This is a genomic window from Agrobacterium tumefaciens, from assembly GCF_013318015.2.
GTDB lineage: Bacteria > Pseudomonadota > Alphaproteobacteria > Rhizobiales > Rhizobiaceae > Agrobacterium > Agrobacterium tumefaciens.
Genome location: NZ_CP115842.1, coordinates 1,777,997 through 1,801,356, shown reverse-complemented (window position 1 = coordinate 1,801,356; position 23,360 = coordinate 1,777,997). Strand labels below are relative to the sequence as shown.

Below are 23,360 nucleotides of genomic sequence, written 5' to 3'. Positions count from 1 at the left end.
GCTATCCAAGGCCATGACAACAGATAAGACACCGCGCCAGACCTTCGACCGCCAGCCGCTTGCCAGCGAGAATGAGCGCCTCATTCTCGATATCGTGCGCCGCCACGGCCCCATTGCCCGTGCAACAATTACCGGTCACACGAACCTGACGCAGCAATCCGTGCATCGGTTGATCGAAGGCCTGCTGGAACGCGGCCTTTTGCGTACCGGCGCACCGCTTAAAGGAACGCGTGGCCAGCCGAGCCCGACCATTGAACTGGTGCCTGAGGCGGCCTATTCGCTCGGAATTTCCATCAACACTGACTCCGTGGTGATCTGCATCGCCGATTTCCGCTGCATGGTGGTTGTCGAAGAAAAATTGCGGATGCTTCCCAGCGATCGCGAAATGACGCTTGCCGCACTGTCGCTCGCTCTGGACCGGTTGCTGGCGGACCACGGCATCCCGCGCGAACGCCTGCTCGGCCTCGGCTTTTCCATGTCGGGATTTTTCGTGTCGGAAGATCGGGCGTTCAACGCGCCGGAACCATTGCGCGACTGGTCGCTGATGGACCTGAAACCGATCCTTGAAGAGAAATTCCGTCTACCGGTCTGGCTGGAAAACAACGCAACCACCGGCGCGATCGGCGAAAGCCTTCGCGGTGTGGGACTGTGGTGCCAGACCTTCGCCTATCTATCCTTCAACTATGGTTTCGGCGGCGGTCTCATTCTGGGAGGTCAGCCATTCTACGGTTTTCACGGCAATGCCGGTGAATTCAGCGGCATCTTCAACCCGGATGAAGCCGACAGGCGGCCGGCGCTGCAATATCTGATCGCGACGCTGCAGAAACACGGGAGCGAGATAGATTCGATCGAAGCGCTCTATCAGCATTTTGACCCTGCCTGGCCGGGCGTCGAGGAATGGCTTGAGCGGACCATGCCGCAGGTGGACCGGCTGGTGGCGAGCCTGATTGCGGTTCTCGATCCACAGGCGATCGTCTTTGGTGGACAATTGCCGCGCGCACTCGGCCGGATGATGATCGAACGTGTACACATGCCCTCGCAACGCGAACACCGTTACGGCATCGGCCCGCAGGAAGCAAAACTGGTGCTCAGCGAGACAGAAGGCGATTCCTCGGCACTCGGCGCCACCCTGCTGCCGCTCAGGCTACGTTATTTCCTGTAACCGGGCCGGCCGGGCGCGGCGATTAGACCGCGCCCGCAAAACCTTGGCCACGCAGCCTATTCGACCACCACGGACAGCGACGAGCCGGTATAAACCGGCCGCACCTTCACATTGCCCGCGTCGATCGCAGCGAAGGTGCCAGTCAGGCCGTCTGCGGCGATGACGTTGAAGCGCGTGCCGACAGCGGGTGCGGCCCCATCGAAGGCGAGCCGCAGGGTTGCGCCATCAAGCGTCGCGTTGCCCTTGACCCGCAGCGGAGCCTTTTGCGGATCAAGCGCCAGCGTGCCGCCCGTCTGGGCATAATCGCCGCCAATGACGATGTCACTGTCGCCGTTCAGCAAAAGCGTTCCGCCGGAGACAAGCACGCCGCCTGTACCAAGCGCGTTGGTGGAGGATGCCACAAGCGTTCCGTCCTGCAAGACGGTGCCGCCGCTATAGCTGTTGGCGCCGGTGAGCGTGAGCGCACCACTGCCTGATTTGACGAGACGCCCTGCCCCGGCAATATCGTTCGTCCAGCGGTCAGCCGCATTGAACCCGCCGGCTGCAGCATCCATCGTCACGTCGACATCGCCGTTAAAGGCACCGTAACCGGCAGCGGCGGCCACCAGATTAATCCGGCCCCAGCCATTGCTGTCGTCAAGCAGCGGATAACCGGCCTCGATACCGGTGGAGAACAGGACGGCGCGGCGTTGCGCGGCATCGAGATAAGGCAGGCGTGTCTCCAGCAGAACCTCGGCACCCTTCGGCACCACCATGGGCGCATCGCCAACGGTTTTGTCGCGGCTGAAGGACATGGTCATACGCCGGCGATAATCAGCCTCGTTGGTCGCCGCATCGGCAAAAGGGTCTAGATCCGGTTTCGCGCTATGGGCAAAGTCGATCAGGGACTGTCCCGCTGGTAAGCGTTTGGCAAAATAGGCCTGCAATTCATCATGCGCGGTCTTCTTGAGATCGGCATTTTTCGGATCCTGCAGAATAGCGGCGGCTATCGCGGTGGCCGTAATGCGGCCGCCGATCACGTCGACTGGCGAATGCATCCCTGCAACGATACGGCTTTCGCCGAGCTCGGAAGCGGCAGTCAGCAATTCGGAAAACCGCTCCGGCACAACGTAAGCATAAGTGATGGCAGCGAGATAGGCGGCATTGGTGTGACCGCTCGGAAAGCCGCCATCCTTGCCGCGTCCACGGTTCTCGCGCGCATATTTGAGCGCGGGCACAATGACGCCGGGATCGGTTTCGTAAGTTTCAAACTTGCGGTCGCCGATGGTCTCGGTGCCTGTCTCTATCACCTCGCCCTTGGCATTCATGCGCCATGGGCGCGGCGTGGAATAGAAATATTTCGCTGGCGACGTCGTGCCTTCCGGGCCACGCATTACCTTCATGAGGGCCACGACATCCTTCAACTCGGAATCGGCCGCTCCAGCCTCGGTGCCCTTGTCCTCTTCCTTGCGCGTGATGACCTCGTTCGGGTCGAAATCCGCCAGGGTGTGGTTGATGGTCGTCGTCGCGCCCGCGCCTTCGCGATACCACGGAGCAAGCGGCCCCATGCCGTCGATCATGCTGTAACCCTGCGAGCGACGGTCTTTCATATAGGCGTTCAAGGCCGCGGCGGGGGTGCGGTTCTCACCGGTTACGGAAAGCACGTAACGCATGTTTTCCTGCCACACAGCGGGATTGACGGCCCTCACATGGCTGAAATCGGCAGGACCGTCGCCATTGGCGCCGCCATCCGCCCATTTTTCATCGCCCAGCGTCCAGATGCGATTAAAACCCGAGAGGATTTCGATGACGGGATTGTCGCGGTCGTCATAGGCACGGACGTCTTCGCCCTTGGCACTCTTGCCAGTCTGGTTGCGATAGGTGTCGGAAAGCGGCAGCGGATATCTTGCTGCGGGTTCGGGTACCGTAATGGCAAAACCCTGACCTGCGGGTTGAGTGCGCTCGAATGCCCGTGCGTTCGGGACAAGAACCAGCAATGCGACGGAGGCAAGCAAGGCCGACCGCGCGAACGGAAAAGACGACATCTTCAGTTTAGCCATGACGAATCCTATGATTTCAGCGGATGACGCGTGACGAAGCGCGCACGCAGCTTCCGGCGCGCCTCGCCGTCAGCTTTTATGCCGGGCGTATTGCAGTTTTTTTTCGACTTGCTGATTAAGTCAGATCGCATATGCCACGACAGCCGGCGAACAAGCGGTGACGTATGCCCGGAGCATAACTCCGGGCAGATCGAGAGCATCGTTATTTCGTGATGAAAGAACGGGCGCTCATCATTTCTTGACCGCAACGGCCTCATTGATCTTGGCGACATCGTCTTCCAAGACCTTGTAGGTCTGGTCGAGCGTCAGTTCGCCAACGATGAGCTGGCTCATGCGCTGGACGATCTGCTGATACATGGCAGTGCCACCCTTGGCGTGCTCGAATTCGCGGGCGGCCTGCGGCACATTCTTCTTGTTGTCCAGAAAGACCTTCATCGCCGCCTTGGCGTTTTCGCTCTTCAGCTTGTATTGCGGATCGACGATTTCGGCGCCCGTCAGGATCACGTAATTTTCGGCGATTTCCCGCTGCACCTTTTCAGAGCCGAGAAATTCGACGAAATGGGCGACATCTTCGGGATATTTGGTGCGCTTGAAGCCGACAATCGCCGTGCCGCCGGGCATGGCATAGCAACCGGCATCGCCGCAGGGGGCGTTGATCGCGGTCCATTCGAAGCTGTCACCGATCTTGTTCTGGAACGGATTGACCATCCAGTTGCCGGCCAGATAGGTCACGACATTGCCGTTGACGAATTCATCGCCCATGTTCTTGTATTGCGAGCCACCCGCAGCACCCCACATTTCCTTTGGGAAGCTGCCGTTCTGCGTCCATGAGTAGATGTCGGAGATGTATTTTTTCGCCGCGTCGTCGGGGAAGCTGAACTTGCCGTCCTTCACATAGGTCGCACCATAAGCGAAGGCGCCGCCGGAGAAGCGGTGGCCGGAGCGGTCCATGGTGAAGGGAATCTGCACGCCGGTCGACTTGGCAACGCGCGCGGACGCCTCGACAATGTCGCTCAATTTCGCGGTCGGGCCGGGCAAGGGTTCACCCGCCTGCTCGAACAGCGTCTTGTTGACGAAGGGCAGGTTCAGCGTCTGCGAGGCCATGTAACCGTTGATCGACTGCGGATCGTTGACACCAGGCAAACGAAGCTGGGCAAGGCTCGAACCGTGCAGTTTGGCAAAGCCATCCGCATCCTTCATGTAGGGGCGCATGTCGAGATAGTAGGAAGCGAGCTGCCAGTCGGTGATCTTGGCAACATCCGGCCCCTCGCCCACCGCTAGCTGTACCGGCAGCTGCTTGGAAACGGCATCATAACCGGAAGACACGAAGTTGATCTTCACGCCCGGATTGGCCGCCTCGAACTCCTTGCTGAGTTCAGACATGCGCTGCACATAACCCTGGTCGTCATCCGTAAAAAGGAACGTGATCGTTCTTGTCTCGGCCTCTGCGACCGAAAGGCCGGCGATAGAGGCCAATACGAGGGCGCTGACGCCCGAAAACAGTTTCAGCATGCTCATCCTCCCAATGAAAAACTTTTCACAAATCGAATTGAAGCTCCTCGTCTTAATTCGATTTCGCTTGTTTTGCGACTTGACAGAATAAACGTCAAGCTGTTTGTTTCGGCTAAATCGCACAAATCGCCGCAACAAAGCGAAAATAGATTTGTGAAAATAATTTCATAAAGATCGACGGGAGGCGATCCATTATGACGGATGGACCATTGGCGACGGGCATGTCGCAGCCCACATATACCGTGCCGCCAGGCGAAACGGTTACCGCCTGGATCGTCTCGGATCTGGTGGAAACCTCATTTCCGGGAATTGCGGCACCGGCGGACGACCGGGTCAATTATCGCTTCATCAACGGCTTTGTGGATGTTGGCGACCTGCCGTGCCGCAAAGCCTTTCAACAGACGATGATCGGCCGCGACATCGCGCCCGACTCCAGCTTTACGGTTTCGCACCTCAACCTGCCGGGTTCCAACCGACGCGTTGAATTCACCGGTTTCTGGCACGTTCCGACCCATGTGCAGCGCTGGCTGAAGGGCACGTTCCGCAGCGACACCACAAGACAGGCGCATTTCCGGCTGCGCACCTGCGGCGGCGTGCGCATCTGGGTGGGCGGCGTGGAGCAGGTCCGCTTTGAGCCCTTTATCCGCAATGTCGAAAGCAGCCGCGATATCACGCTCGAACTTGCGGCCGGCGATAACGAAGTGCTGCTGCTTTGCGAAGATCTGGCGGAACGTGACATCATCTGGTTCTTCGAGCTTGAGGTTACGGACGCCACGCCGCTCACCGTCGTGCTGCCGGTGCCGCTCGACCGGGAAGAAACGAAACGTCTTGCCGCACTGGTGCGCGATGTTCGCCCCGCACGCGACGTTTTTTCCGGCGCGGCCCTCGAGCTGGTTTTCGGGGCAGCACCTGCCAGCGACCTTCCCGTCCACATTGCGGTGAAAAGCCACGGCCACGAGCGCGCCGCCCTTGCCGAGGTCGATACCGTGCTGAAAGCCGGGCAATCGACCCTGACGATCCCCGAGACGGCAGGCATTTCGGACGGATATCATGGCGTCAGGATCACCATCGGTTCAGGTGCCGGAACGGTAACGCGCGTCATCGACGCAGCCTTCATGGGCGATATGGCGCCACAACCGGCCGCCACCGATATTGCCGGGCGAAAGAAAGCGGCATTGTCCTTCAGCGCCCGCTTTGGTGCATGGCGCATCGGCCGCGCGCTGGCCATGGTCGCTACCGGCAGCGGTGACATGAAGACGATTTCCGGCATCGTCGACGCAACGCTGCGGTCCATCGACCGGCGTGAGGATTGTTCAGATTTCGTGCTGGTGCCGCTTCTCTGGCTGGTGCGCGCCTATGGTGACCAGCTTCCCCCTCAGATGCTTGAGCGGATCCACTCTTCTATTCTCTCCTATCGATACTGGGTGGACGAACCCGGCAACGACGTCATGTGGTTCTGGAGCGAAAACCACGTTCTGTGCTTCCATACCAGCCAGCTGCTCGCGGGAGACTATCTGCCGGACGCCATCTTCAGCGCCTCCGGGCGCACGGGCAGAGAACAGGCGGCACTCGCCACTGAGCGGCTGCAGCGCTGGTTCGACAGCGTCGAGGCGCATGGTCTCGCCGAATGGAATTCGGCCGCCTATTATCCCGTGGATTTCATCGGCCTTCTCGCCATCGAACATTGGGCCGAACCGGAACTTGCCGCCCGCGCCCGCCACCAGCTCGATCTCATTTTCGAAATGATCGCTCTGCATACGCTTGGTGGCGTTCCCTCCGGTTCCCAGGGCAGAGCCTATGACAAGGAGCTGCGCGCCGGGCCGCTGACGGAACTTGCACCTTTTGCGCAAGTTGCCTTCGGTCAGGGCTGGCTCAACAATGGCGTCGCCTCGCTGCCGATGTTCTGCTGTGGAGATTACCTGCCGCCACCGCATCTTACCGCCCTGTCGCAACTGACAGGCGGCCGCATGGTGGAGGCGCGTTATGCGCAGGGACTGGAGCCGGGCAAACTCGTGCTTTTCAAGAACGAAGCAGCCCAGCTTTCCACTGTGGTGGACCACAAGACAGGTCGCAAGGGCCACCAGCAGCACGTCATGGACATCAAGCTTGCCGGCCATCCGATGGCGCGGCTGTGGGTCAACCATCCGGGCGAAGACGACCCCTGGGGCACACAGCGCCCCTCTTATTGGGCCGGCAGCGGCATCCTGCCGCGCGTGGCGCAGCACCGGGATATCGCCATGATGGTCTTCGATACGGATGATCACCGCAATGATTGGACCCATGCCTATCTCGGTCGCGACGGGCTGGACGAGGTGGTGACGAAGGGTAACTGGCTCATCACCCGCGCGGGCCGCGGCTTTGCAGCACTTTATGCGACCAATGGGCTTGAACCTGTAACAGCAGGCGCCACCGCCGACCGCGAGATCAGATCACCTGGCCGCCGCGCTGGCTGGCTCGGCATTATCGGCTGCGGAGATACGAACGCATTCGCGCACTTCCGCGAAAGAATTCTCGCCACGCAGGTCATGTTCGACGCCGACAGGCGCCTGCTGTCTGTCACACCGCCCGGTGGCCCCGAACTCTCCCTCAACTGGGACGGCAACTTCACCATCGGCGGGCAAGCCATGGCCTTCGACCACGAGCAGCCACAGCCACAGATCACCTTCGACAGTGCCAAAACCGCCGCAGGCAACGGCGTGGCACAGCCATTTTACTCCTAAGCGGAATGACCAGATGAACCAGCAAAGCATCGAGAAAGACACTCTCAGAACGACGATCGACAGCGTCGCCGCCGCCTTCAGCCGCCTCAAGGGCATACAGGAAGGCCTGGCAAGCGGCAGTTCCGACGGCAAGATCCAGTTCGATGAATGGGATTGGGAAGTGGGCGTTGGCCTTTACGGCTTCCTGCGCCGGGCACTTGCCGCGAACGACCAGAAAGCTCTGGACGATCTCGTGACCTGGTACGGCTGGCAGATCGATCGTGGCCTGCCGCCACGCCAGATCAACAGTTCCGCGCCAATGCTGCCGCTCGTCATCCTCACCGAACATGTCGACCGGCCGGATTTCCGGGCGCTGGTGGAAGACTGGGCCGACTGGCTTGTGCACAAATTGCCGAAAACCGAAGATGGCGGCTTCCAGCACGTGGTCAAGGAACGGCTTAACGAGGGTGAACTCTGGGACGACACGCTGTTCATGGCTTGTCTGTTCCTTGCCCGCGCCGGTGTGGTCTGCAAACGCCAGGACTGGATCGATGAGGCAGTCTACCAGTTCATGATCCATGCGCGTTACCTGTCAGACCCCGTGACCGGGCTGTGGTATCACGGCTGGACCTTCATCGGACGCCACAATTTTGCGCATGCCTTCTGGGCGCGCGGCAATTCGTGGATCACCGTTGCAATCCCCGAACTCTTCGAACTGGTGCCGACGCTTGCCGAAAAGGACAAACGTTTCCTCGCCAATGTGCTTGCAAGCCAGGTGCGTTCGCTGCGCCAGTATCAGCGCGAGGATGGCATGTTCCACACGCTCCTCGACGATCCGACTTCGCCGGTCGAGACGTCGGCAACCGCTGGCATCGCCTATGGCATTCTGCGCGGCATCGAGGCAGGTATTCTCGGCGAAGAAAACCGCGCCCATGCCGAGCGGGCGCTGAAGGCGGTGCTGGGCAATATCGATGATGAAGGCGTCGTGCACGGTGTGTCGGACGGAACGCCCATGGGCCACGACCTCGATTTCTACCGCCGCATTCCCAATTTGCCGACACCCTATGGGCAGGCGCTGACGATGCTGCTGCTGATCGACGTCTTTCTGAAGAGGCCGCAGGCATCATGAGTGCTCACACCAATATCACCATAGCCGCCGAGGAACGTGACGCCACTGCCGATATCCAGCAGGCAATAGATACAGCATCGGCTGCAGGCGGCGGCGTCGTGTCGCTCTTGGCCGGACGGCATGTCAGCGGCGGCCTTCATCTTAGAAGCGACGTGGAACTTCACCTTGCACAAGACGCGGTGCTTGCGCCGATTTCCGACTACGACGCCTTTGCCCATACGTCCGTTTCTGTCATCGCCGAGGATTCCGATCGCGGCATGATCGTCGCAAAGGGCGCGAGCAACATCGCCGTCACCGGCCCCGGCCGTATCGAGGCTGGCGGTGAGAACTTCATCATCGGTGACGACGAAGCCATGGGAACCTATGTGCCCGCGAAAAAGAGGCCGCGTGTCATGGTTCTGGAATCCTGCCGCGACGTTCGCCTTGAAAACCTCGTCGTCAGCGGTTCGCCAATGTGGACCCTGCACATGGTCGATTGCGAAGATCTGAGTTTCCGCAACATCCGTGTCGAAAACGATCGCCGCCTGCCCAACACCGACGGCATCGTGCTGGATGCCTGCCGGCGCGCACTGATCGAGGATTGCTCCATCTCCACCGCCGATGACGGTATCTGCCTGAAGACCAGCGCCGGACCGGATGGCAAGGCTGTTGGCGCCTGCGCCGATATCACGGTTCGCCGCTGCACTGTCTCAAGCATGAGCTGCGCCTTGAAGCTCGGCACGGAATCCTTCGGCGATTTCACCGATGTGGCGTTCGAGGACTGCAAAGTCATCGCATCCAATCGCGGCATCGGCCTTTTCTCCCGCGATGGCGGCGCCATGCGCAATATCCGCTTTTCGCGGATCGAGGCGGAGTGCCACGAAACGCCGGGCGGGTTCTGGGGATCGGGCGAAGCCGTGACTGTCACCGTGGTAGACCGCCGGCCGGAACGTCAGGCCGGTAAGGTTGAAAACCTTGTGGTGGAAGACCTGAGCGGCTCGATGGAAGGGGCGATAAACCTCGTCGCCACCTCGAGCGCCGGCATCCACAATGTCACGCTCGCGCGCATTTCGCTGTCGCAGCAGCCCGGCAAACTCGGCACCGGCCTGCAATATGATCTTCGCCCTACCAATGCGGACATTGCGCCAAGTCCGGAGGCTGCCGGCCGCGCCAATGCCTGGACACGCAGCGCCGACGGCAGGATCGTCGGACTTGAAGATTACCCCGGCGGCATGCCTGCGGTCTATCTGTCCGGCGTTCACGGATTTTCTGCGCGCGACGTTGCCATTGGAAGAACGATGCCCTTACCCGAGGGCTGGAATGCAAAAGAGATCGTCGCAGAGACGACCTTGCCCGAAGGGAGCAGGTAATGGGAAGTCTAAAGCTGGAAAACCTCAACAAGGCATTCGGTGCCGTTCATGTCCTGCATAATATCGATCTTCAGATCGAGAACGGGGAATTCGTCGTTTTCGTCGGTCCTTCCGGCTGCGGAAAATCCACGCTGCTGCGCATCATCGCCGGCCTTGAGGATGTGACGTCAGGCACCATCGGCATTGGCGGACGCGACGTCAGCGCGCTCTCGCCGGCCGAGCGCAAGATCGCCATGGTCTTCCAGTCCTATGCGCTCTATCCACATATGAGTGTGCGCAAGAACCTCGCCTTCGGCCTTGAAAACCTGCGTTTCAAGCGGGCGGAAATCGAAAGCCGCATCAACGAGGCGGCGCGCATGCTGGCCATCGAACCCTATCTCGACCGCAAGCCGAAACAGCTTTCCGGCGGCCAGCGCCAGCGCGTTGCCATCGGCCGTGCCATCGTGCGCGAGCCTGACATTTTCCTGTTTGACGAGCCGCTGTCGAACCTCGATGCGGCGCTGCGCGTGCAGACCCGCGCCGAAATCACAAGGCTGCATCGCGATATCAAGACGACGATGATCTATGTGACCCACGATCAGGTGGAAGCCATGACCATGGCCGACAAGATCGTGGTGCTGCGTGCAGGCCGCATCGAACAGGTAGGCAGCCCGCTCGAGCTTTTCGACAATCCGCGTAACCTCTTCGTCGCCGGCTTCCTCGGTTCACCGCGCATGAACATACTAAAGGGCACATTCGTCGCTGGCAGCGACGGCGGTTTCGCAATCGACACCGGATACGGCGTGTCCCTGCCCTGCCTCGTCGATCCCGCCGTGGCTACCCCCGGACAGGCAGTTCTGGCGGGCATCCGCCCCTCGCATTTTGTCATCACGCAGGAAAAGGGCCTGCCCTTCGAAGTGCAGTATCACGAGAGCCTCGGCACCGAGACCTATCTCTACGGCAATCTTCAGGGTCAGAAAGAGCAGATCATCGTTCACCAGGCTGGCCACTTCGCACCCGCTTCAGGCTCAGTTCTGAACATCATGCCGGCGCGCGAAAGGGTGCATGTCTTCGACCCCGAAACCGAACTGGCGCTGCCGCGCCTTGACAGCCACGGGAGAGATTAGCATGGCCAATCCGACGCTTGCGAGACTGTCCGACCGCGTACTCGACGCCGTGATGGCAATCGCCGAAGTGCCGCTCAACCTCATAGAGCGGCTGATCGGCAAAAGACGCATGCCCTATATTTTCCTGATGCCGAACCTCGTTCTCTTCGGCATCTTCACCTTCCTGCCGATTGCCATCGCCGTCGGTTACGCCTTTACCGGCGGCACCGAGCTGCTGATCACAGACCGCCCGTTTGTCGGTCTGGAGAATTTCGGCAAGCTACTCGATTGCCAGAGCTATATGGACCCCGGAAGCTGCCGGGAATCGCTGTTCTGGACAGCGATCTGGAACACGCTCTGGTTTGTCGGCTTCAACGTTGTCGCCACGCTGTTCGTCGCGCTGGTCACGGCCCTCATTCTTAACAGGGCGATTGCCGCGCGCGGCTTCTTCCGCGCCATGTTCTTTTATCCCGTGCTGCTGTCACCTGTCGTCATCGGCCTCATCTGGAAATGGTTTCTTGACCGCAACGGACTGCTGAACGCCTTCTTCCAGATGCTCGGCGTGCCGCCGGAAATCTTCCTGCTGGATGTCGGCTGGTCGCGCTTCTTCGTCGTGGTCGTATCCGTCTGGTTCCACATGGGCTTTTACACGCTCATCCTGCTGGCAGGGCTGCAGGCCATTCCCAAAGACCTTTATGAAGCAGCCGCAATCGACGCCGCTTCGCCCCGACGCACATTGCTGCGCATCACCCTGCCGCTGCTGGCTCCCAACCTTCTCGTCGTACTGATCCTTTTGATGATCCGCTCAGTGCAAATATTTGATGAAGCCTGGGTTTTGACCAATGGCGGCGGTCCGGGCACGGCCAACACGTTCGTGGTGCAATATATCTACCAGATGGCCTTTGGCAGCGATCTCAGGCTCTTCGGCCTCGCATCCGCCGCATCGGTTCTGATGGGCCTTGTTCTTCTCGCGCTGACGCTCGTGCAACTGCGCCTCGGCAAAAAGATGGAGTCCTGATCATGTCCGGCAATATGAACGCAGTCACTTTCCTGACGCGAACCCGCCGCCCCGGCAGGATCGGTCTCACCGATATTCTCTCCTGGGTGTGGCTCATTGGCGGAACGCTCGCGGTGCTCATACCCGTTGTCTGGGCCGCCATGTCCTCGCTGAAGCCGGAAGCCGAGATCACACGGTTTCCGCCGAGCCTTCTGCCGCGCGCCGCCGTGCAGGTGGAAGTTCCAGGTTATGACAGGCCGCTCAGCCTCTGGACCGTCACCATCGACGGCATGGAGCGGGAGATGGCCATGGTCCGGCGCGTTGGCATCAAGGCGCAGATGGTGGATCCGGCCAATCCCGGCCCGCCGGTCAGCGTCGACACACGCGAAATGTCGCCCGTCCAGAAACTGACGATCGCGACGCAGAATTTCACCGATCCCTTGACCCAGTTCAACTTCCTGACTTTCCTGAAAAACTCGGTCTTCGTCACCGTTGTCGCGACCGTTTTAACCTTGATCGTCAACGCCATGGCGGCGTTTGCTCTCTCGAAATACCGCTTCCGCGGCGAGAAGGCGATTTTCGTGCTGATCATCTCCACGCTGATGATCCCTCTTACCGTCGTCATGGTGCCAGCCTATCTTGTTATCGTCGGTGTCGGCCTCGTCGACAATCTCTGGGGTGTCATCATTCCCACCGTCGCGACGCCAACCGGCGTGTTCCTGCTCAGGCAATACATGCTGACGATCCCGGACGAACTGATCGAAGCCGCACGCGTCGATGCGGCCAGCGAATTCCGCATCTTCTGGCGCATCATCCTGCCGCTGACGGCACCTGCACTAGCGGTTCTCGCAATCTTCTCGGTGCTGTGGCGCTGGAACGACTTCCTCTGGCCGTTGATCGTCCTCAGCAGCCGCGAGAACTTCACACTGCAGGTGGGCCTGAACGCTTTCCAGGGCGAGTTCTCGGTGCAATGGCACTATATTCTTGCCATGACCTTCCTCAGCCTGGCGCCGGTTACCGTCGTGTTCCTGTTCCTGCAACGCTATATCACGACAGGCATTGCTGGGACGGGCATGAAGTAAAAGCTCGGTATCACTTGGGGGGCGGTGCGATGCTGCCCCTCAGCACAAGTCGACAGCCAAGTTCCAGCCGGTGCGCAGGCCGGGTCGGGTCGGCGGCGACAAGCCGCTGCTCCAGCAGGGAAAGTGCCGCACCACCCAGCCTGTCGGCGGGCAATTGAATGGTGCTGAGCGGCGGCGCACTGAAGGCCGCCGGCATGATATCGTCAAAACCCAATACCGAAACGTCATCGGGAACCCGGACACCGGCTTCTGTCAGTGCTTTCAGACAGCCGAGTGCCAGATTGTCGGCCGCGCAGAAAATCGCCGTTGCATTTCTGAGCGGGCGCTCCTCGGCCAGCAGGCGACGAATGGCGGTTTCGCCCCATTGGGGTTCATAACTCTCCACCTCAATGACCATATCCGCAGGCACCGGAAACCCCGCCGCAAGAAATGCGTCGCTATAGCCGTCGTAACGGCGGCGGATCGTCGTGCGCCCCTTCCAGGTAATGTGCAGAATATTGCGATGCCCAAGGGAAAGCAGGTGCTCGATGCCGAGGCGGGCGCCGAAACGGTTCTCGGCCGTTACCGTATCGACGATCATGGCCGGGTCCTCGCCATTAATCAGCACCACCGGTTTGCCGAGCGCCGAAAGCGCCTGAACCAGTTGCGACCGGTCATCGTTCAACACCACGATGCCATCCACATTGTCGGCATCCGCCGCCTGCACCACCGCGACAGGGTCAAGCCGGCTTGTGGCGCTGACGAAGGGAACGATGCGAATGCCGCGCCGTTCACATTCGCGCCGGAAGCCGTTCAGCATCGTCCAGCTGACCATGTTGAGATCACTTTGCGGAGCCGCATCGTTGGTCATTGCCAGCAACACCACGCGCAGGGTCGCAATCGTCGCCTTCTGTCGGCGGTTTTCGAGATAACCGAGCGAACGGGCCGCTTCCAGCACCCGCTCGCGCACCAGCGTGGTCAAGGGGGCCGTGCCGTTAAGGGCGTGCGAAGCGGTGCTGAGCGAAACATTCGCCTGCTGCGCCACATCCTTAAGCGTCGTTTTCCTGTCTATTTTCATAAAAGGGAAATTCACCCACTCTTTTAAGGATGGGGCGGGCAAGAAACCGGCACAAAGCAGTTGATTTCAAGAATACCCGAGCCCGATTGCTGCTCTATTTTGTCACGCAAAGATTACAGCATCATCCGTAAAAGCGGAATTGATTTCTCTGTGTTTTCTACCAATCAGCCTGTATTCGAACGCAAGCACCGCCTGCAGCAAACCGCAGGCGGTGAGGCGGTCATAGCGCCTGGGAGATATGGTCGATACTGTCTCTGACGGCAGCAGCCGGGTCTTTCAACTCATGCACCTCAGCCGCGAAAGGCTCGAAGCTGTAAGGCCCCTTGTAGCCAGCGGCCTCCAGCGTCCTGATCTGGGCAAAATTCTCCAGCCGGTCGTCGCTATCCACCAAAACGCGGTGGGCGTCCAGCATGTCGGCGACGGAGACAGCGGGGTCTGTCACGCCTGATATGTGGACGAGGCCGGTGCGTTCGGGGAAAAACACCGTCTCTCCTGCCAGATGATGATGGAAAGTGTCGTGCACCAGCCTGTAGACATCGCCTCCATCTGCCGCGTCGATGGCCTTGACGGCCTCAGCCTTGGTGCGCAGCGACGAGACGGGGAAACCGAGTGGTTCGACAAGGCCGGTCAGCCCACGTTCCTCAAGGATGGGCTTCATGGCCTTCAGCGCGGCCACGAGATCGTCGAAGGGTACCTGTCGGCCCTCGTTGAGCGGGCACATGACAAGCGCCTTCGCGCCACTTGCGGCGGCGTAATCAGCCATCACGACTGCCCTTTTTGGCAGATCACCCGACCAGACGTTGAATGGGTATAGCGCGTTGATGGAGATGATCGTCACACCGGCCTTTTCGGCCGCAGCCTTCACGGCAGCCGGGTCCACCGTGCCGACGATGTCAGGCAGGTCGTTGCGGATTTCGACTTCGCTAAGGCCAAGATTGCGCGCTGTCGCGAAGAAGTCCTCGAGGGAGAGTTTTGGTGCGGTGATGTGGTTGATGGCAAAACGCATGAGATATCCTCACTTATAAAGGGCAGGACGCGCGGGAAGGTCGATGGCGACCGCAGCGCCACCGGTTTCCTGCGCGGCGACGCAGGCATCGGATGTGATGGCGGCCACGTAACCGTCCCAGGAATTCGGTCCGGCCGCAGTCCCCTTCGCCGCCGCATGGATGAAATCCTGCAGCTCGACATCATAGCTCGCGATAAAGCGATCCTTCCAGTCTGTCAGTATATCGTTCTGCACCTTGGCGCCAAGGCGGGTCTGGACGGACATCGGTTCTGGCAGGCTGGCGATGCCATCCTCTCCCACCACCTGGCACTGAATATCATAGCCATAATGGCAATTGACGAAAATTTCGATGTCGATGATCGTGCCCCTGGCGGTCTCCAGAATGACGATCTGCGGATCCTTCAGCCGCGCATGGCTTCTGGCCGCCGAGCGGGGAAAGAGGACCCGCGCCGAAACATAATCATCGTCGAGCAGCCAGCGCAGCACGTCGATCTCGTGGATCATCGTGTCGTGGATGGCCATAGCAGTCACATATTGCTCCGGAACCGCCGGATTGCGATGGGCGGCGTGCACCATGATCGGCGCGCCGATCTTGGTGTCGACGGCCTGTTTCAACGCCACATAACCGGCGTCATAACGGCGCATGAAGCCCACCTGAACCAGCCGCTTGCCCTGCGCCACCTCGGCGTCAACGATGCGCTTTGCCCCTTCCGCCGTTGTCGCCAGCGGCTTTTCGCAAAAGCAGGGCTTGCCGGCGGCAATGGCCGCCAGCACATATTGCTCATGCGTTGCACCCCAGGAGGTGATGAGCACCGCGTCCACATCGGGCGATGCAATCAGTTCCTCGCCGGTGGCGAAAATGACGGCGTCCGGAGCAATGTCGTTCTTCACCGCCTCGGCGGATGCAGGGTTGACGTCACTCAGCGCCACGACCTTTGCGCCTCCGAGGACCTTGTTGATGCGGCGGGCATGGTCACGGCCAATCGCGCCGGTGCCGATGACACCAATTCTCACAGTCATGGGAAAAACCTCACTTGCGGTACTTTTCGATATAGTTGTTGATCTCGGCGCACATGAACCTGCCCGATTCATCGGCCCTGTCCTCCCACGCGAAAACACAGGAGGTCATGATGCCGTCGAAGCCGATTTCGGAAAGCGTGCCGAAGAAGTCGTCCCACGGCACCTCACCCTGGCCGATGTTGAGATGCTGATGCACACGCGCCTGGGTCCCGGGCGGATTGAGGATATAACGCAGGCCGGAGCTTGCCTTGTGATTGAAGGTGTCGCCGACATGAACGTGGGCAAGAACATCTTTTGCCTCGCGCAGCATCGCCTTGGTGTCGTCGCCGAAATAGAAGGTGTGCGGGGCGCAATAGAGAAACTTCACATTCTTCGAATTGACGGTGCGGATGATGTCGAGCGCTGGCTGCAGCGTCTCGCACCAGTCTTCCGGATGCGGTTCGACATTGAGCTGGATGCCCTCACGTTCAAAGATCGGCACAAGCTCTTCCATCGAGCGCCACCAGGCGTCCTCGCAGGCTTCGATCATCGAGCCGGTATGGCAGCAATAGCATGAACCCTTGTCGGGGTGTGGACCCCGTCCGAATTCCGAGTTCATCGTATCGACCTCCAGTTCGACGGCGATCTCGATGGCGCGTTTCCAGTGCTTCACTGCCGCCTGCCGCTCGGTCTCGTCATTGGAGGCCCAGCGATACATCGGCAGCAGCGAGGCAATCTTGACGTTTTCGGCCGCCAGCGCCTTCTTGAACGAGCGGATTCTTTCGGGAAACACGCGTGGCGCCTTGAACCATTCGAGGAAATCGGCGCGCGGGCTGAGCTCGATCCAGTCGTAGCCGAGCTCCCTAACTTTGGCGGGAAGGGCTTCGAGGCTGAGATGGCGGTGCATGAACGGGTCGATGGCGATGCGCATTTACGCTTCCTTGTCGTCGGTATCTGTTGAGGTCGTTGCGGACAGGTTAGGCCGCGGTCCGGGAGAAGAGACCGCGGCCTTGGGCCTGCTTGTCCATGAGCGGCCCCTTGGTTTATTCCTGGCTTTCCCAGTGAATGCCGAAGTCAGTTCTTCGCCTGATAATCCTTGAGGTTGGCGGGCGTGACGAGTTCGAAGGGCACGAAGACCTTCTTGTCGATCGTCTCGCCCTTGGCGAGTTTCAGCGCGGCATCCACCGCGCCCTTGCCCTGGCCGGCGGCATTCTGGAAAACACTGACATCCAGTTCGCCCGCCGCCATCGCGGCAAGTGCATCCTGGGTCGCGTCGATGCCCGCGATGATGACGCCGTCCATCGGCCGGCCGGTCGCCTTCAGCGACTGGATCGCGCCTATCGCCATCTCGTCATTGTTGGAAATCACCGCATCGAACTCAACGCCAGCCGAGAGCCAGTTGGTCATCAGGTCCGACCCCTGCGTGCGCGACCAGTTGGCTGATTGCTCCTCAACGAGCTTGATGAAGCTGCAATCCGGAGTGGCGACGACCTCCTTGATGTCCTCAGTCCGCATGCGCGCTGCCTGGTTGGAGAGCTCGCCCATCATCACCACGGCCTTGGCTTCCGTCTTGCCGGCAGCCTTCAGAAGCCGGCAGACTTCCTGCGTCTGCAAGGTTCCCGACTGTTTTTCATCGGAAGCGACGAAGGCCTGCTTGTCCGGCAGGTTGTCGAGATTGACCGGCTGGCGGTTGACGTAGACAAGCGGAATGCCGGCTGCGGCAGCCGCCTGCGAAAGCGCCACCGTCGCATCCGTATCGACGGGATTGACGATGATGGCGTCGACGCCTGCCGCGACAAAGTTCTGCACCTGGCTCAATTGTTTGCCGACATCGTTCTGGGCGTCCTCGATCTGCAGCGAGACACCGTTCATGCCCTTCGAATAGTCGATCATGCCGTTACGCAGCACGGTCAGAAAATTGTCGTCGAACAGGGCCATCGAAACGCCGATGGTCTGAGCCGAAGCCGTGGTCGCCAGCATGGTGGCCAGAGCCGCAATCGCAAAATGTCTTTTCATGTCATCCTCCTCCGAAACTCTTGAAAAGAAACCGGTTGCACAGCCGCAAGTGCATCGCGCCACAGCCGATCGCCGGCAAAAGGATACCCGTCGCCGAAGATGGAAATCTGCGGCGTTTGGCAACCTTGAAACATCGTTATTGTCGTGGATCAGCCTCCTGCCCGCTCCACATGCCGGCAACATGATCCTAGTCCGGGGCCGGCGTCAACGCGTCTTCGGCGGGCAAAACCATCATGGCTGATAGAAATAGACGCGGCATTTATGATAGAATCTATCAAACGATCAAAGGCTCTCAGGAACCCATAGATGAGCGGGCACAAATCTCTGTCCCGGCGTTTCCGCCATGCCGTGTTCGATGGTGTGAACCATCGTGGCAACGAGGTCCGTGCATAGTTCGCGAAGCGGTGTCTGGAACACGCCGGTAATACGCCGCTCAAGCAGCGCCTGACGGGATTCCGGCGTCAACTCGTTGACGAGGCAGACGATGGTTTCCTGGCGGTTCTCCTGCTGCAAGGCCTCGATCACACCTTCCATGCCGCCGCCGATGCAATAGATGCCGACGAGATCTTGGTGTTTGGCGATGGTGTCCATGACAAGCTCGTAGGTCAGCCGCCGCGTTTCCAACGTGATCAGCGCGTCCATCACCTCGAATTCCGGCGCATATTCCCTGATATAGCTGCGAAAGCCGGTTTCCCGCAGCGAATGACCGTGAAAACGGTGGCCACCGAGCAATAGCAGCACCTTGCCCTTGCTGCGCGCCAGCCGCGAGATCATCCAGGCCGCAGTGCGCCCGACCTTCATGTTATTCGCGCCAAGATAGGCCTCCCGCACACCCTGCGCGAAATCGGAAAGCAGCGAAAAGGTGGGAATACCCTTCGCCTTCAGCGCCTCAACGGCCGCCGTAACGTCATGATGGTCAGGCCCGGTGGCCGCAACGGCCTGCACCCGACCTTTCATGGCCGTCAGAAGGGCCGCAAGCTCGCTCGGCTCGCCCGATTGCGCAAATTCGATGCGCAGGTTCAGATGGCGATCCCTCACGTTACGCGCCGCAAGCTCCAGCTCATCGGCAAATGCCTGGTAAAAGGAGTGCCGTTCTTTCCGCAGAATGATTCCGAGATTATAGGACGGCAGATCGGCCAGCATGCGCTGGCGGATGATGTTGGTGGCATGGAAACCGATCTTTTCCGCCGCCTCGAACACCCGCCGCGAGGTTTCCTCCCGCACCGGCAGGCGACCATTCAATACCCTGTCGACAGTCGCAACGCTGACGCCGGCGGCGTTTGCAACATCTGTGATTGTCGGACGCTTCATGAAGACACCCCTTACACGGAAAGAATCCTGTCATACCCCGCAAAACATGTCACGGATCATGATAGAATCCAACGCAAACCGAGATTTCGGCGAGGGGTGCCATAGCACGCGGCATAAATATTGATGGCTGGGGTGTCTGGTGCGAGGCCTGCTTTTCCACGTCCCTCATCTTAGTGCTTGTCACAGAGATCCAGCCAGCCCAAATCCTTGGGCCGAAAAGGCTCCCTCCGCCGCGCAGACGCGCGTCGGCTGGATTCCTGTGACAAGCACAGGAATGAGGGGAGTTGGAATGCACCACCGCGAGAAAATCATGCGTGGAGTTCCTGAGCACCTGCCGACATAGGTGAAGACACGGCGGCAGCGGCATCCGGACCGTTCAACAGAACCGAATGCCGCGGTCCCGTCAGACCCGATCGAGCGCCACGGCAATGCCCTGCCCGACGCCGATGCACATGGTCGAAAGCGCATAACGCTTGCCGGTCAGAGAAAGCTCGAGTGCTGCGGTGCCGGCAATGCGCGCACCGGACATCCCAAGCGGATGCCCAAGCGCAATCGCGCCGCCATTTGCATTCACCCGCGCATCGTCATCGGCAATGCCGAGCTGGCGAAGCGTTGCGAGACCCTGGCTAGCGAAGGCTTCGTTCAGCTCGATCACGTCAAGCTCTTCCTGTTTCAGGCCGAGACGCGCCAGAAGCTTGGCTGAGGCAGGCGCAGGGCCGATGCCCATGACGCGCGGCGGAACGCCGGCAGTTGCTCCGCCGAGAATGCGGGCAATCGGCGTCAGGCCGTATTTCTTTGCGGCTTCAGCCGAAGCGATGATGAGGGCCGCCGCACCGTCATTGACGCCGGATGCATTGCCCGCCGTCACTGTCGCGCCGTCGCGCTTGTTGACAGGCTTCAGCTTTGCAAGAGCTTCAAGGCTCGTCGCGCGCGGATGTTCGTCTTTAGACACCACCAGCGGATCGCCCTTGCGCTGCGGGATCGTGACCGAGACGATTTCCTTATCTAGGCGGCCATTGGCCAGCGCGTTGGCTGCCTTTTGCTGGCTGCGAACGGCAAAGGCGTCCTGATCTTCGCGGGAGACCTGATAATCGACGGCGACGTTATCACCGGTCTCCGGCATGGAATCGACGCCATATTGCGCCTTCATCAGCGGGTTGACGAAACGCCAGCCGATGGTCGTGTCGTAGATTTCGGCGTTGCGTGAAAAGGCGCTTTCGGCCTTGGGCAGCACGAAGGGCGCGCGGCTCATGCTTTCCACGCCGCCTGCGATCATCAATTCCGCCTCGCCGGATTTGACGGCACGGGCAGCGGCGATGACAGCGTCCATGCCCGAACCGCACAACCGGTTGATCGTGGTTCCGGTCACCGAAACCGGCAGGCCGGCCAGCAGCAGCGACATGCGGGCAACATTGCGGTTATCTTCGCCCGCCTGGTTAGCGCAGCCAAAGATCACGTCCTCAACGGCTTCCCAATCCACGGACGGGTTACGCTCGACAAGCGCCCGCAAGGGCACAGCACCGAGATCGTCAGCCCGCACTGAAGACAATGCACCGCCGAAACGGCCGATCGGTGTGCGGATATAGTCGCAGATGAATGCATCGGTCATCGGTTGTTCCTCAAAGTTCCGGGGCGACAAGATCGGCGACTTCGCCATCGACATGGAGAGGCGCGCCGGTCATGGCCTGCAATTCATCGAAGCTCATCGCCGCCAGCTGTTCGCGCAAAACGAAACGGCCATCCACGACGTCAATCACCGCATGGCTGGTGTAGATGCGGGTGATGCAGCCGACGCCGGTCAGCGGAAAGGCGCATTTTTCGACAAGCTTCGGCTCGCCGTTCTTCGTCACATGTTCGGTGATGACGAAAACCTGCTTGGCGCCATGCACCAGATCCATGGCGCCGCCAACGGCGGGCACGCCCTTGGAGCCAACGCGCCAATTGGCGAGATCACCATTCTGCGCCACTTGATAGGCGCCGAGGATCGCCACATCCAGATGCCCGCCGCGCACCATGGCGAAGCTGTCGGCATGGTGGAAGAAGGAGGCACCCGGCTTCAGCGTCACGGCCTTCTTGCCAGCATTGATGAGGTTCCAGTCCTCTTCACCTTCCGGCGGCGCTTCGCCGAAATTCAGGATGCCGTTTTCGGTGTGGAAGATAGCCTGACGGCCGGGCGGCTGGTAACGGGCGACCATTTCGGGAAAACCGATACCGAGATTGACGTAAGCGCCATCCTCGATGTCCTGCGCCGCGCGCCAGGCGATCTGGGCGTTGGAAAGCTTGATATCGTCGCGAGTGTTGATTGGCTGGGTCATGCGTAGGCTACTCCCGCGCGAATGAGAATTTCTTCCTGTTGCGGATTGGCGATTTCCACGACGCCGTTGACGAAAATGCCTGGCGTGACGACATGCTCGGGGTCGATCTCGCCGGCAGCGACGATCTTCGAGACCTGGGCGATGGTGGTGGCTGCCGCCATGCACATCAGCGGGTTAAAATTGCGCCCCGCCTTGTTGTAGGTGAGATTGCCGTAGGTATCGCCAAGCTCAGCCTTGACGATGGCGAAATCCGCCTTCAGCCAGCGTTCCTGAACATACGACCGGCCGTCGAATTCGGCGATCGGCTTGCCATTGGCAAGCTCCGTGCCAAAGGCAGTCGGGGTGTAGAATGCCGGAATGCCGGCGCCACCGGCACGGATACGCTCGGCAAGCGTGCCCTGCGGCACAAGTTCCAGCTCGATTTCGCCGGCCAGATATCTGTCGGTGAAAGCGCGCGGATCGGAAGAGCGCGGAAACGAGCAGATCATCTTCTTGACCATGCCCGCATCGATCATTGCGGCAATGCCGATACGGCCATTGCCGGCGTTGTTGTTGATGACCGTCAGGTTTTTCGGTCCCTTGTCGATCAGGGCGTGGATCAGCTCGATGGGCGCGCCGGAGCCACCAAAACCGCCGATCATCACCGTCGCGCCGTTGCCAATACCGGAAATGGCATCAGCCGCGCTTTTGATTGTCTTGTCCATATCAATCCTCCATCCAGCCCAGCAATGGGAACTCGCAAGGCTGCTTGGCGCAGAGCTAAATCCGAATCCGCCTCGACGGCAACAATTTTGTGCGTTATATGATTTTTGTTCGTATATCGCACAAATGGAGCGTGACATGGCCGTCAATGAAAGAGATATGATGGGCGGTCTCGCCAAGGGGCTGAAGGTGATCGAGGCGTTCAGTGCCGAGCGTCCACGCCTGTCCATATCAGATGCCGCTGACATCGCAGGCCTTGACCGCGCCACCACGCGGCGCTGTCTGCTGACACTGTCGGAAATGGGTTACGCCGCCTATGACGGCAAGTTCTTCACTGTGACGCCCAAGGTTCTGCGGCTTGGAACCGGCTGTCTTGCCACCATGCCGCTGCCGCGCATCGTCCAGCCCCTTCTCGACCGTCTTTCGGAAGAGATCGGCCACAGCACATCAGTCTCCATTCTGGACGATACCGAAATCGTCTACGTGGCGCGCGCCGCCCAGCAGCGGGTCATGTCCATCGCCCTCATGCCCGGCTCGCGCCTGCCCGCCTATTGCACGTCCATGGGCCGCGTTCTCCTCTCAGCCCTTACACCGGAACGGCAGCGCGAGATCCTGGAACACTCGCGGCTGGTGGCACGGACGGAGAAGACGATGACCGGTATCGACGCCCTGCTCGACGAACTCGAGGCGACCCGCAATCGTGGTTATGCCCTGATCGATCAGGAGGTGGAGATCGGCCTTCGCTCCATTGCCGTGCCGGTGAAAACCGTGCGCGGGCAGACGGTCGCAGCACTCAATGTCGGGCTTGCCGCCTCGGTAGCGTCGATGGACGATCTGGTGGAGCGTTATCTGCCGGCACTGCTTTCCGTTCAGCGTGAACTGGGAAGAATGCTTGCCTGA

At 60.2% G+C, this 23,360-nt stretch carries 19 protein-coding genes; 8 read left to right on the top strand and 11 right to left on the bottom strand.

The genetic code is table 11. The features are described from left to right. Positions 1-13: 13 nt before the first annotated feature. Positions 14-1,162, top strand: coding sequence for an ROK family transcriptional regulator (locus tag G6L97_RS21650; protein ID WP_174003710.1), 1,149 nt, complete (start codon positions 14-16; stop codon positions 1,160-1,162). 56 nt (positions 1,163-1,218) lie between these two features. Here G6L97_RS21650 and G6L97_RS21645 read toward each other — a convergent pair whose 3' ends face one another. Both G6L97_RS21645 and G6L97_RS21640 read right to left on the bottom strand, forming a co-directional pair. Further along, positions 1,219-3,201, bottom strand: coding sequence for a phosphatase PAP2 family protein (locus G6L97_RS21645; protein WP_174003708.1), 1,983 nt, complete (start codon positions 3,199-3,201; stop codon positions 1,219-1,221). A 231-nt stretch (positions 3,202-3,432) separates the two neighbouring features. Further along, a complete protein-coding gene (locus G6L97_RS21640) occupies positions 3,433-4,713 on the bottom strand; it encodes an ABC transporter substrate-binding protein (protein ID WP_174003706.1) in 1,281 nt (426 codons plus the stop codon). A gap of 194 nt (positions 4,714-4,907) precedes the next feature. On the opposite strand from G6L97_RS21640, the gene G6L97_RS21635 reads away from it, so the two are divergent. The 6 genes from G6L97_RS21635 to G6L97_RS21610 are packed head-to-tail and all read left to right on the top strand — an operon-like array spanning position 4,908 to position 13,054. Further along, positions 4,908-7,433: a hypothetical protein gene (locus tag G6L97_RS21635; protein ID WP_174003705.1), complete on the top strand. Its 2,526-nt coding sequence runs from the start codon at positions 4,908-4,910 to the stop codon at positions 7,431-7,433. Positions 7,434-7,446: 13 nt separating this feature from the next. Further along, entirely contained in the window at positions 7,447-8,541 is a 1,095-nt protein-coding gene (bglB, locus tag G6L97_RS21630) for a beta-galactosidase BglB (RefSeq protein ID WP_013762386.1), read from the top strand. Beyond that, entirely contained in the window at positions 8,538-9,890 is a 1,353-nt protein-coding gene (gene pglB, locus G6L97_RS21625) for a polygalacturonase PglB (protein WP_174003703.1), read from the top strand. Before bglB ends, pglB begins: the two co-directional genes overlap by 4 nt. Beyond that, the gene (locus tag G6L97_RS21620) at positions 9,890-10,996 is read left to right on the top strand and encodes an ABC transporter ATP-binding protein (RefSeq protein ID WP_174003701.1); all 1,107 of its coding nucleotides are present in this window, start codon (positions 9,890-9,892) and stop codon (positions 10,994-10,996) included. The genes pglB and G6L97_RS21620 overlap by 1 nt, the downstream gene beginning before the upstream one ends. Position 10,997: 1 nt before the next feature. Continuing rightward, positions 10,998-11,993, top strand: coding sequence for a carbohydrate ABC transporter permease (locus G6L97_RS21615; RefSeq protein ID WP_004431062.1), 996 nt, complete (start codon positions 10,998-11,000; stop codon positions 11,991-11,993). A 14-nt stretch (positions 11,994-12,007) separates the two neighbouring features. After that, on the top strand, positions 12,008-13,054 hold the full coding sequence (locus tag G6L97_RS21610; protein ID WP_004431060.1) for a carbohydrate ABC transporter permease: 1,047 nt from the start codon (positions 12,008-12,010) through the stop codon (positions 13,052-13,054). A 10-nt stretch (positions 13,055-13,064) separates the two neighbouring features. On the opposite strand, the gene G6L97_RS21605 is transcribed toward G6L97_RS21610, so the two are convergent. From G6L97_RS21605 to G6L97_RS21565, 9 genes are all read right to left on the bottom strand, one after another. After that, positions 13,065-14,111: a LacI family DNA-binding transcriptional regulator gene (locus G6L97_RS21605; RefSeq protein ID WP_174003699.1), complete on the bottom strand. Its 1,047-nt coding sequence runs from the start codon at positions 14,109-14,111 to the stop codon at positions 13,065-13,067. A 220-nt stretch (positions 14,112-14,331) separates the two neighbouring features. Beyond that, entirely contained in the window at positions 14,332-15,117 is a 786-nt protein-coding gene (locus G6L97_RS21600; RefSeq protein WP_112959403.1) for a TIM barrel protein, read from the bottom strand. Positions 15,118-15,126: 9 nt separating this feature from the next. Beyond that, positions 15,127-16,137: a Gfo/Idh/MocA family protein gene (locus tag G6L97_RS21595; protein WP_112959402.1), complete on the bottom strand. Its 1,011-nt coding sequence runs from the start codon at positions 16,135-16,137 to the stop codon at positions 15,127-15,129. 10 nt (positions 16,138-16,147) lie between these two features. Beyond that, complete coding sequence (locus tag G6L97_RS21590; RefSeq protein ID WP_112959401.1) at positions 16,148-17,047, bottom strand: sugar phosphate isomerase/epimerase family protein; 900 nt, start codon at positions 17,045-17,047, stop codon at positions 16,148-16,150. Between the two features lie 143 nt (positions 17,048-17,190). Beyond that, the gene (locus G6L97_RS21585; protein WP_013762379.1) at positions 17,191-18,132 is read right to left on the bottom strand and encodes a sugar ABC transporter substrate-binding protein; all 942 of its coding nucleotides are present in this window, start codon (positions 18,130-18,132) and stop codon (positions 17,191-17,193) included. Positions 18,133-18,414: 282 nt separating this feature from the next. Next, positions 18,415-19,443, bottom strand: coding sequence for a LacI family DNA-binding transcriptional regulator (locus G6L97_RS21580; RefSeq protein WP_112154177.1), 1,029 nt, complete (start codon positions 19,441-19,443; stop codon positions 18,415-18,417). Between the two features lie 403 nt (positions 19,444-19,846). Continuing rightward, entirely contained in the window at positions 19,847-21,052 is a 1,206-nt protein-coding gene (gene pcaF, locus G6L97_RS21575; protein ID WP_174003697.1) for a 3-oxoadipyl-CoA thiolase, read from the bottom strand. A gap of 10 nt (positions 21,053-21,062) precedes the next feature. Further along, positions 21,063-21,758 carry a CoA transferase subunit B gene (locus G6L97_RS21570; protein ID WP_174003695.1) on the bottom strand — a complete coding sequence of 232 codons (696 nt, stop codon included), beginning with the start codon at positions 21,756-21,758 and terminating at the stop codon, positions 21,063-21,065. After that, on the bottom strand, positions 21,755-22,462 hold the full coding sequence (locus G6L97_RS21565) for a 3-oxoacid CoA-transferase subunit A (protein ID WP_112286085.1): 708 nt from the start codon (positions 22,460-22,462) through the stop codon (positions 21,755-21,757). Before G6L97_RS21565 ends, G6L97_RS21570 begins: the two co-directional genes overlap by 4 nt. Before the next feature lie 136 nt (positions 22,463-22,598). Here G6L97_RS21565 and G6L97_RS21560 point away from each other — a divergent pair, with 136 nt between their 5' ends. Then, the gene (locus G6L97_RS21560) at positions 22,599-23,360 is read left to right on the top strand and encodes an IclR family transcriptional regulator (protein ID WP_112959399.1); all 762 of its coding nucleotides are present in this window, start codon (positions 22,599-22,601) and stop codon (positions 23,358-23,360) included.

Bases quoted from the DNA above. Each gene is read 5' to 3' on its own strand.
- G6L97_RS21615 (WP_004431062.1), top strand. From the start codon at position 10,998: ATGGCCAATCCGACGCTTGCGAGACTGTCCGACCGCGTACTCGACGCC.
- pcaF (WP_174003697.1), bottom strand. From the start codon at position 21,052: ATGACCGATGCATTCATCTGCGACTATATCCGCACACCGATCGGCCGT.
- bglB (WP_013762386.1), top strand. From the start codon at position 7,447: ATGAACCAGCAAAGCATCGAGAAAGACACTCTCAGAACGACGATCGAC.
- G6L97_RS21635 (WP_174003705.1), top strand. From the start codon at position 4,908: ATGACGGATGGACCATTGGCGACGGGCATGTCGCAGCCCACATATACC.
- G6L97_RS21650 (WP_174003710.1), top strand. From the start codon at position 14: ATGACAACAGATAAGACACCGCGCCAGACCTTCGACCGCCAGCCGCTT.
- G6L97_RS21570 (WP_174003695.1), bottom strand. From the start codon at position 21,758: ATGACCCAGCCAATCAACACTCGCGACGATATCAAGCTTTCCAACGCC.
- G6L97_RS21560 (WP_112959399.1), top strand. From the start codon at position 22,599: ATGGCCGTCAATGAAAGAGATATGATGGGCGGTCTCGCCAAGGGGCTG.
- G6L97_RS21600 (WP_112959403.1), bottom strand. From the start codon at position 15,117: ATGCGTTTTGCCATCAACCACATCACCGCACCAAAACTCTCCCTCGAG.
- G6L97_RS21585 (WP_013762379.1), bottom strand. From the start codon at position 18,132: ATGAAAAGACATTTTGCGATTGCGGCTCTGGCCACCATGCTGGCGACC.
- G6L97_RS21580 (WP_112154177.1), bottom strand. From the start codon at position 19,443: ATGAAGCGTCCGACAATCACAGATGTTGCAAACGCCGCCGGCGTCAGC.
- G6L97_RS21590 (WP_112959401.1), bottom strand. From the start codon at position 17,047: ATGCGCATCGCCATCGACCCGTTCATGCACCGCCATCTCAGCCTCGAA.
- pglB (WP_174003703.1), top strand. From the start codon at position 8,538: ATGAGTGCTCACACCAATATCACCATAGCCGCCGAGGAACGTGACGCC.
- G6L97_RS21645 (WP_174003708.1), bottom strand. From the start codon at position 3,201: ATGGCTAAACTGAAGATGTCGTCTTTTCCGTTCGCGCGGTCGGCCTTG.
- G6L97_RS21640 (WP_174003706.1), bottom strand. From the start codon at position 4,713: ATGCTGAAACTGTTTTCGGGCGTCAGCGCCCTCGTATTGGCCTCTATC.
- G6L97_RS21610 (WP_004431060.1), top strand. From the start codon at position 12,008: ATGAACGCAGTCACTTTCCTGACGCGAACCCGCCGCCCCGGCAGGATC.
- G6L97_RS21620 (WP_174003701.1), top strand. From the start codon at position 9,890: ATGGGAAGTCTAAAGCTGGAAAACCTCAACAAGGCATTCGGTGCCGTT.
- G6L97_RS21595 (WP_112959402.1), bottom strand. From the start codon at position 16,137: ATGACTGTGAGAATTGGTGTCATCGGCACCGGCGCGATTGGCCGTGAC.
- G6L97_RS21605 (WP_174003699.1), bottom strand. From the start codon at position 14,111: ATGAAAATAGACAGGAAAACGACGCTTAAGGATGTGGCGCAGCAGGCG.
- G6L97_RS21565 (WP_112286085.1), bottom strand. From the start codon at position 22,462: ATGGACAAGACAATCAAAAGCGCGGCTGATGCCATTTCCGGTATTGGC.